At 57.0% G+C, this 6,073-nt stretch carries 7 protein-coding genes; 5 read left to right on the top strand and 2 right to left on the bottom strand.

Features of this window, described 5'->3' with window-relative positions; all coding sequences use genetic code 11:
• Together GWQ22_RS08895 and yejK are read right to left on the bottom strand one after the other, a co-directional pair.
• Positions 1–157: transposase domain-containing protein (locus GWQ22_RS08895; RefSeq protein ID WP_275930077.1), on the bottom strand; the 157-nt coding region annotated here is incomplete at its 3' end.
• 128 nt (positions 158–285) lie between these two features.
• Positions 286–1,335: a nucleoid-associated protein YejK gene (gene yejK, locus GWQ22_RS08890; RefSeq protein ID WP_275930075.1), complete on the bottom strand. Its 1,050-nt coding sequence runs from the start codon at positions 1,333–1,335 to the stop codon at positions 286–288.
• Between the two features lie 73 nt (positions 1,336–1,408).
• Between yejK and GWQ22_RS08885 the strand changes: the two genes are divergently transcribed.
• The 5 genes from GWQ22_RS08885 to hdfR all read left to right on the top strand — a co-directional run bounded on the left by GWQ22_RS08885 (position 1,409) and on the right by hdfR (position 6,059).
• A complete protein-coding gene (locus GWQ22_RS08885) occupies positions 1,409–1,636 on the top strand; it encodes a YejL family protein (RefSeq protein ID WP_042034515.1) in 228 nt (75 codons plus the stop codon).
• Positions 1,637–1,679: 43 nt separating this feature from the next.
• A complete protein-coding gene (locus GWQ22_RS08880) occupies positions 1,680–3,530 on the top strand; it encodes a DUF3413 domain-containing protein (RefSeq protein WP_108537542.1) in 1,851 nt (616 codons plus the stop codon).
• Between the two features lie 500 nt (positions 3,531–4,030).
• The gene (eco, locus tag GWQ22_RS08875) at positions 4,031–4,513 is read left to right on the top strand and encodes a serine protease inhibitor ecotin (RefSeq protein WP_042034517.1); all 483 of its coding nucleotides are present in this window, start codon (positions 4,031–4,033) and stop codon (positions 4,511–4,513) included.
• Positions 4,514–4,815: 302 nt separating this feature from the next.
• The gene (locus tag GWQ22_RS08870) at positions 4,816–5,184 is read left to right on the top strand and encodes a DUF413 domain-containing protein (protein WP_042034519.1); all 369 of its coding nucleotides are present in this window, start codon (positions 4,816–4,818) and stop codon (positions 5,182–5,184) included.
• Positions 5,184–6,059 (top strand): HTH-type transcriptional regulator HdfR, encoded by an 876-nt coding sequence (gene hdfR, locus GWQ22_RS08865; protein WP_042034520.1) that lies wholly within the window; start codon positions 5,184–5,186, stop codon positions 6,057–6,059. Before GWQ22_RS08870 ends, hdfR begins: the two co-directional genes overlap by 1 nt.
• The last annotated feature ends 14 nt before the right edge of the window (positions 6,060–6,073 follow it).

Genomic DNA, 6,073 nt, shown 5'->3' with positions numbered 1-6,073 from the left:
CCAGTCGCTCCATGGGCATACGGCGACGGCGCAGGGTAGCAACGCCCTCTTCGCCGAGCAGAGTGGTGATGAGCTCGTTGGGAATGAGGTCGGAGAGTGACTCAAACTGGGCGGCCTTGCTGGCGTGGAGGAAGTCGAGAGCTTGAGCGATACGCATAAAAAATCCGAAACCAATCAACAGGTTTCGGATTTTCACACATCAGAAGGATCGGTCAATGGATCCTTAACTGATCGGCATTAAGCAAAGTGCGGTGTCTTTTTGCCAAAAATGGTAAGCGGATCACATTACGACTGGCGCAGCAGCTGATCCTTGAGGTTTGGCGGCACACCACGAATGGTCAGGGTATCTGTCTGGGGATCGTAAAACACCCGGCTGTTCAGCAACTTCTGCTCGAAGCTCAGGGTCAGACCACCACCGGACCCGACGAACTTGGTCAGGCCGCGCAGAGTGGAACGATCAGCGGGGAAGCGATCTTCCAGCTCATACTCCTGACCGATGAAGCTGTAAAAATCGAGGTCGCCATCGCCCGGCAATTCTGCAGAGAGCTCCTTGATTTCGATCTCCTCTCCGGCGCTGGCCTGCTCGGTGCAATATTTGAAGACCTGCTTCTTGTAGTCATTGCGCTCGGCCTGCTCCAGCTGGCGGCTGTCGCAATAATCGTCCACCGCCTGCAGTAACCCCTTATTTTGCACCTTGGCATCCATCCCCTCACGGGCACCCAGCAGATCCATGAAGAAGTCGCCCAGTTTGCGGCCGACCCGCCCCTTGCTGAAGGTGATATAACGGCGAGAGTCTGGCTGGGTTTTCCATTCGGTCAGATCGATGCGAGCCACCAGATTGAGTTTGCCGATATCCAGATAATGAATATGGCGCAAGTCCAGCGCCTCGCTGACAGTGACGCTCTCCTTGCCTTCCAGCAGGGCAAGCATCAGGTAATCGACCCCGACATAGTTGTATTTGGCAAACAGCAGCACCCCCTGCTCGTCGAGGGCGTGCTCCACCAGGTTTTTCACCAACAGATGGGTCATGTTGACCGAAAAGGGAACGAATTCGCTCTGCTCGCCGAGCAGTTGCTCGAGGGCGATGCGAAAGGCGGGAGAAGGCTGCTTGGGGGCCGTTTCGCCCTCCGCCAGCTCGGCCACGGCAGTTTCTGGGTCGGCAAAGAAGCCAAAACCCTTGCCACCCTTGCCGTTGTAAATGCGATGCAGCTCCGCCATCAGCCCCTGTACCGCCTCATCGGCAGGCAGGGTCTGGCTGCGGGTGTCGGCGTGAGGTTGACCATCGCCGCCCTGGCGCAGGGAGTGAAGAATGATCTTGTCGATATCGAGACTCATGTCACAAAGCCATAGTGTTAGCCGAAAGGGTGAAGTATTATAAGGCGCTTTGAACCGAGATGAACCCAAGATTATGCCCATCGTATCAAAGTACACAAACCAGCAATTTGATGACCTGATGAATGACCTGATCACAGTACTGGAAAAGCACAAAGCGCCAGTCGACCTCAGCCTGATGGTGCTGGGTAACGTGACCACCAATATCATCAACGGCATGGCCCCGGCACAACGCCAGGCGATCACTGAAAAATTTGTCCAGGCACTGACTTCCTCGGTCGACAATCGCCACGACGCACACTGAATCGCCGCTTTTTTTTGACGTTTCTCAACGCAGATGGATCACTATGGTCGAAACCGGCAACCCCTATCGTGATAATGTCTCTCGCCTGATCACTTGGGGGCATTGGTTCTCCTTCTTCAACATCATACTGGCCATGCTGATTGCCACCCGCTATCTGGGGGCGATCAGCTGGCCGTCGAGCACGCTCGGCGTGACCTATCTCATCATCAGCTGGATAGGCCACTTCTCGTTTCTGAGCTTTGTCACCTACCTGTTGACAGTGTTCCCGCTGACCTTCGTGCTGCCCAACGAGAAGGCGCTGCGCTTCATTTCGGCCATCATTGCCACCCTGGCGCAGGTGCTGCTGCTCATCGACACCCAGGTGTTCCAGCTGTTCAAGTTCCACTTGAACGGTCAGGTATGGCAGCTGCTGCTGGATCAGGCCCAAACCGAGGAGGGCTCGATCTGGAGCATCATCTTCGTGGCAGTGCCGACCATCTTTCTGCTGCAACTGCTGCTGTCGGCCTATGTGTGGCGCAAGATCAACAAGCGCAAACGCCGCCAGTATGGCAATCAGGTGGGGCTGGCCCTGCTGGTCTGCTTCATTCTGACCCACGTGGTCAACAGCTGGGCTGATGCCACCCTGTATCAGCCCATCACGATGCAACGTGCCAACTTCCCGCTCTCCTACCCCATGACCGCCAAGAGTTTCCTGGCCAAACACGGCTGGCTGGATCTGGATCAGTACGAGAAGCAGGCCGAATCCCAGGATGGCGACCGCGCGAGCCGCTTGCGCTACCCGCTGCGTCCGCTCAGCGTCAATGCTCCCGTCGAGCACAAGAATCTGTTGATCGTGGTGGTAGACTCGCTGCGGGCCGACATGCTCAACAACATCAACATGCCCAATCTGCAGCGCTATGCGGATCAGCACCTCCACTTTGCCAACCACATGAGTGGCGGCAACAATGATGTGATGGGGATGTTCAGCCTCTTCTATGGCCTGCCCGGCCACTATTACGACGATATTCGCAACGACAAGACGCCACCGGTACTGTTCGACGAGATGTTGCGCCAGGACTACCAATTTGGTCTGTTCGGCGCGCTGGACGATGCCCAGAAGTATCGCCAGAGCATACTCTCGGGCCTGCGCAAGCAAGTATTTGTCTCAGAGCAGACCGATGACAGACAGCTGATCGACGACTGGCAGCAGTGGCTTGCCAAGCGTTCACCGGACAGGCCCTGGTTCTCGCTGGTCTATCTGTCAAGCCCGGGTGATTACCAGCTGCCAGCCAACATCAAGGGACCCTTCCAGCCCGAGCTGACCAAGTTCAATCCGGCCACCGCCTATCAGAGCGAGAACCTGCAAAAGCTGGAAAATCGCTACAAGAACACCGTCTTCTATACCGATCAGTTGCTGGAGCAAATGCTGACCCAGTTGCAACAACAGGGGCTCAATGAGCAGACCATAGTCGTCATCACCGCCAACCACGGTCAGGAGTTCAACGAAACCCAGAGCAACAGCTGGGGCTATGGCACCAACTACTCACCTTACCAGGTGCAGGTGCCCTTCGTGCTGGCCTGGCCGGGCAATGACACCCTGCCGCTGAGCCAGGCTAGCAGTCATGTTGATCTGGTGCCGACCCTGATGCAAAACATGCTGGGGGTACGTAATCCGGCGCGGGACTACAGCATAGGCCGCAACCTGTTCGACACCAGCCCGCGCAACTGGGTGCTGGCGGGAGATCAGCGCGACTTTGCCATCTATCAGGACAACACCATCACCCACTTCAACAAGCAGGGTGACTTCGAGTTGCTGGAGCGCGACAGCTACCGTCCCATCAAGCACGACACCCCCGACATGGGCGTCATGATCCAGGTGATGAATGAGCTGAACCGCTTCTATCGCGCCCCCTGAGGCCAAGCCAACCCACCATGAACAGCCCGCTCTCGCAGCGGGCTTTTTATTGCGTCTGCGCCAGCACAGCCAAAGAGAGAACAGCTCCGCACTCATCGCTAATCGGCCCCACCTGCTGCAAAGCAACCCCACGGTAGCGCGGAGCAGTATCTTTGGACGAGGGGGCTCCCCCTCTGCTCAAGGCCTGTCAGGCCGGGCGCGAGTACCGCGAGTACTATGAATACCCAAGGCAAGCGGGCACCCGGCGTCTCGGCCAAACAGATCCTCTTGATACGCTGATTGCACAGGGGTGGGCAGGGAATGCAGCTGAAAAACAGGGCCCGGTGCCGGCTACCCCAGCCCCTGGCCGGTGAGGCGCACAAGGAGTGTGCACCCTGTCAGAAAACAACCAAAACACGTCATCCTGTGCCGGATCCAGCATGATTTGCACCGCAGATCGCTAGCATGAAACGGGCAGAGCGGTTAGTCTAGCGGCGTTGAACCAACCCCATGAGGTACAGATGAAAACCGTATTGCGTTTTAGCCTGCTGGGCGCCTTGTTGCTGGGCGGCCATGCCTTCGCCGCCGAACCGAAAAAATTTGATATCAGCATGTTCCCGGCCGCCGAAGTAAACCAGGAACGTGTCGTCATCCGCCTGCCAGAAGTCGAGAATGAAGCCGACATGATGGTCGAGTTGCAGGTCGGCAAGAAAATGATGGTCGATTGCAATGTGCCGCGCTTCGCCGGCAATCTGGAACAGCACAGCGTCAAGGGCTGGGGCTACAACTACCTGATGCTCGATAAGGTTTCCGATCCCATCAGCACCCTGATGGCCTGCCCGGATGCCCAGAAGAAAGAGACCTTCGTCCAGATCTATGGTCAGGGCTTCTTCGTGAACTACAACTCCAAGCTGCCGTTCGTGCTCTACGTCCCGCAGGAGTATGAAGTGCGCTACCGTCTGTGGCGTGCCGACAACCTGGCCCAGCCAGCCATGATAGAGTAAGCATCTATCGAGACCAAATTTCCTACGTTGGTTCATAAATGATGCAAAATAGAGCGCCAAATGGCGCTTTATTTTTAACCAAAAAATCGTCTACCTACCCGCCAAACCTTTATAGAACCTGACATAACTCCGCTTTTTTTCTCACTTTTTTGCTTCTGCTTCCCCTGCATGCCCGTTGGATCATGGATAAATCACTTTCGATTAAAGAAATTTATCCATATAGTGAAAAAATTGATTTTGCACTCTGCGACAGCCTGATGATACTTGCCCGCAAAGGTCAAACTAACCAGAAAAAGAGCACTATGAGCTTCGAATCCGACAAGCGTTTCAACGACTTCAAACATTTTCCCCGTGGCCTGCGTCGCAGTGGCGAATTCACTGTGGCCGAAGCGGACAGTCTGGAAAAATACGGCACCGCCATGCTGGCGCTCTATCAGGGCAACCTGACGCCGCGCGATGACATAGAAAGCGCCTTTCTCGAACAAATCAAATCTGGCTCTGCCGGCAGCAACCCCCATGCCAAGGTGTGGTTCAAATATCTGAAGGTGATAGGTCCCAAGCGCGTGCATCGTCTGTGCACAGTCGCGGGTGGCGCCAACGAGGAAACCGGTGGCGGTGGATTTGAAGGTGGCAATGGCAGTGGCGGCGGCAGCGACGAGTCCATCGATTAATGGATACCGAACTGCTTCGGACCTTTATCGAGGTCAGCAAGACCCGGCACTTTGGCCGGGCTGCTGAGAATCTCTACCTGACCCAGTCGGCGGTGAGCTTTCGGATCCGCCAGCTCGAGCAGCAACTCGGGGTCAGCCTGTTTGCCCGTCATCGCAACAATATCCGCCTGACCGCGTCCGGTGAACGTCTGCTGCCCTATGCAGATGCTATCTTGCATACCCTGGGTCGGGCCAAGCAGGACGTAGCGCTCTCCCCCGGTTTCAGTCAACAGCTCGCCATAGGCGCGCCCGCCGTGTTCTGGGAGCTCGATTTCAACGACTGGCTCAATCACGTCTATGCGCTGGCTCCCGGCCTCGCCGTGCGGCTCGAAACCGCCTCGCGCGAGCACCTGTGCCGCCAGTTGCTGGAGCGCTCCCTCGATCTCGCCCTGCTCTCCGAGCCAACCAAGATTGACGAGATTGCCCTGCACCCCATCGGTGAGCTGGTGTTCGAGCTGGTGAGCCGGGATGGTGCCGCCAGCGCCGACAGCCTGATGCAAATGCCCCACATTCACCTCGACTGGGGCACTAGCTTCGAGCCGCAACCCAGCCGCTTGCAGAGCCTGCAAAAGACACCCGTGCTGCACTCGAGCTCCGCCAGCATGGCGCTGCAGTTCGTGCTGGCCAATGGCGGTGCCGCCTATCTGCCACGGCGGATGGTGAGCCCCTTCCTGGAGCAGGGACTGCTGCATCTGGTGGAGGGAGGCCAGCCACTGAGCCGTCCGCTCTACCTCGCCTATCTGGAGAAATCCGATCGCCGGGAGCTGATCGATCAACTGCTGACCCTGCCGCTCGGTTGGGATGGCGCCGATCTGCGCCTGCCGCAGCCTGAATAACCTCAGGGCGGATA

Source organism: Aeromonas sp. 1HA1, assembly GCF_029237385.1.
GTDB classification, from domain to species: domain Bacteria; phylum Pseudomonadota; class Gammaproteobacteria; order Enterobacterales; family Aeromonadaceae; genus Aeromonas; species Aeromonas popoffii.
The sequence above is the reverse complement of the archived record's forward strand: the minus strand, read 5'-3'. Positions and strand labels throughout refer to the sequence as shown.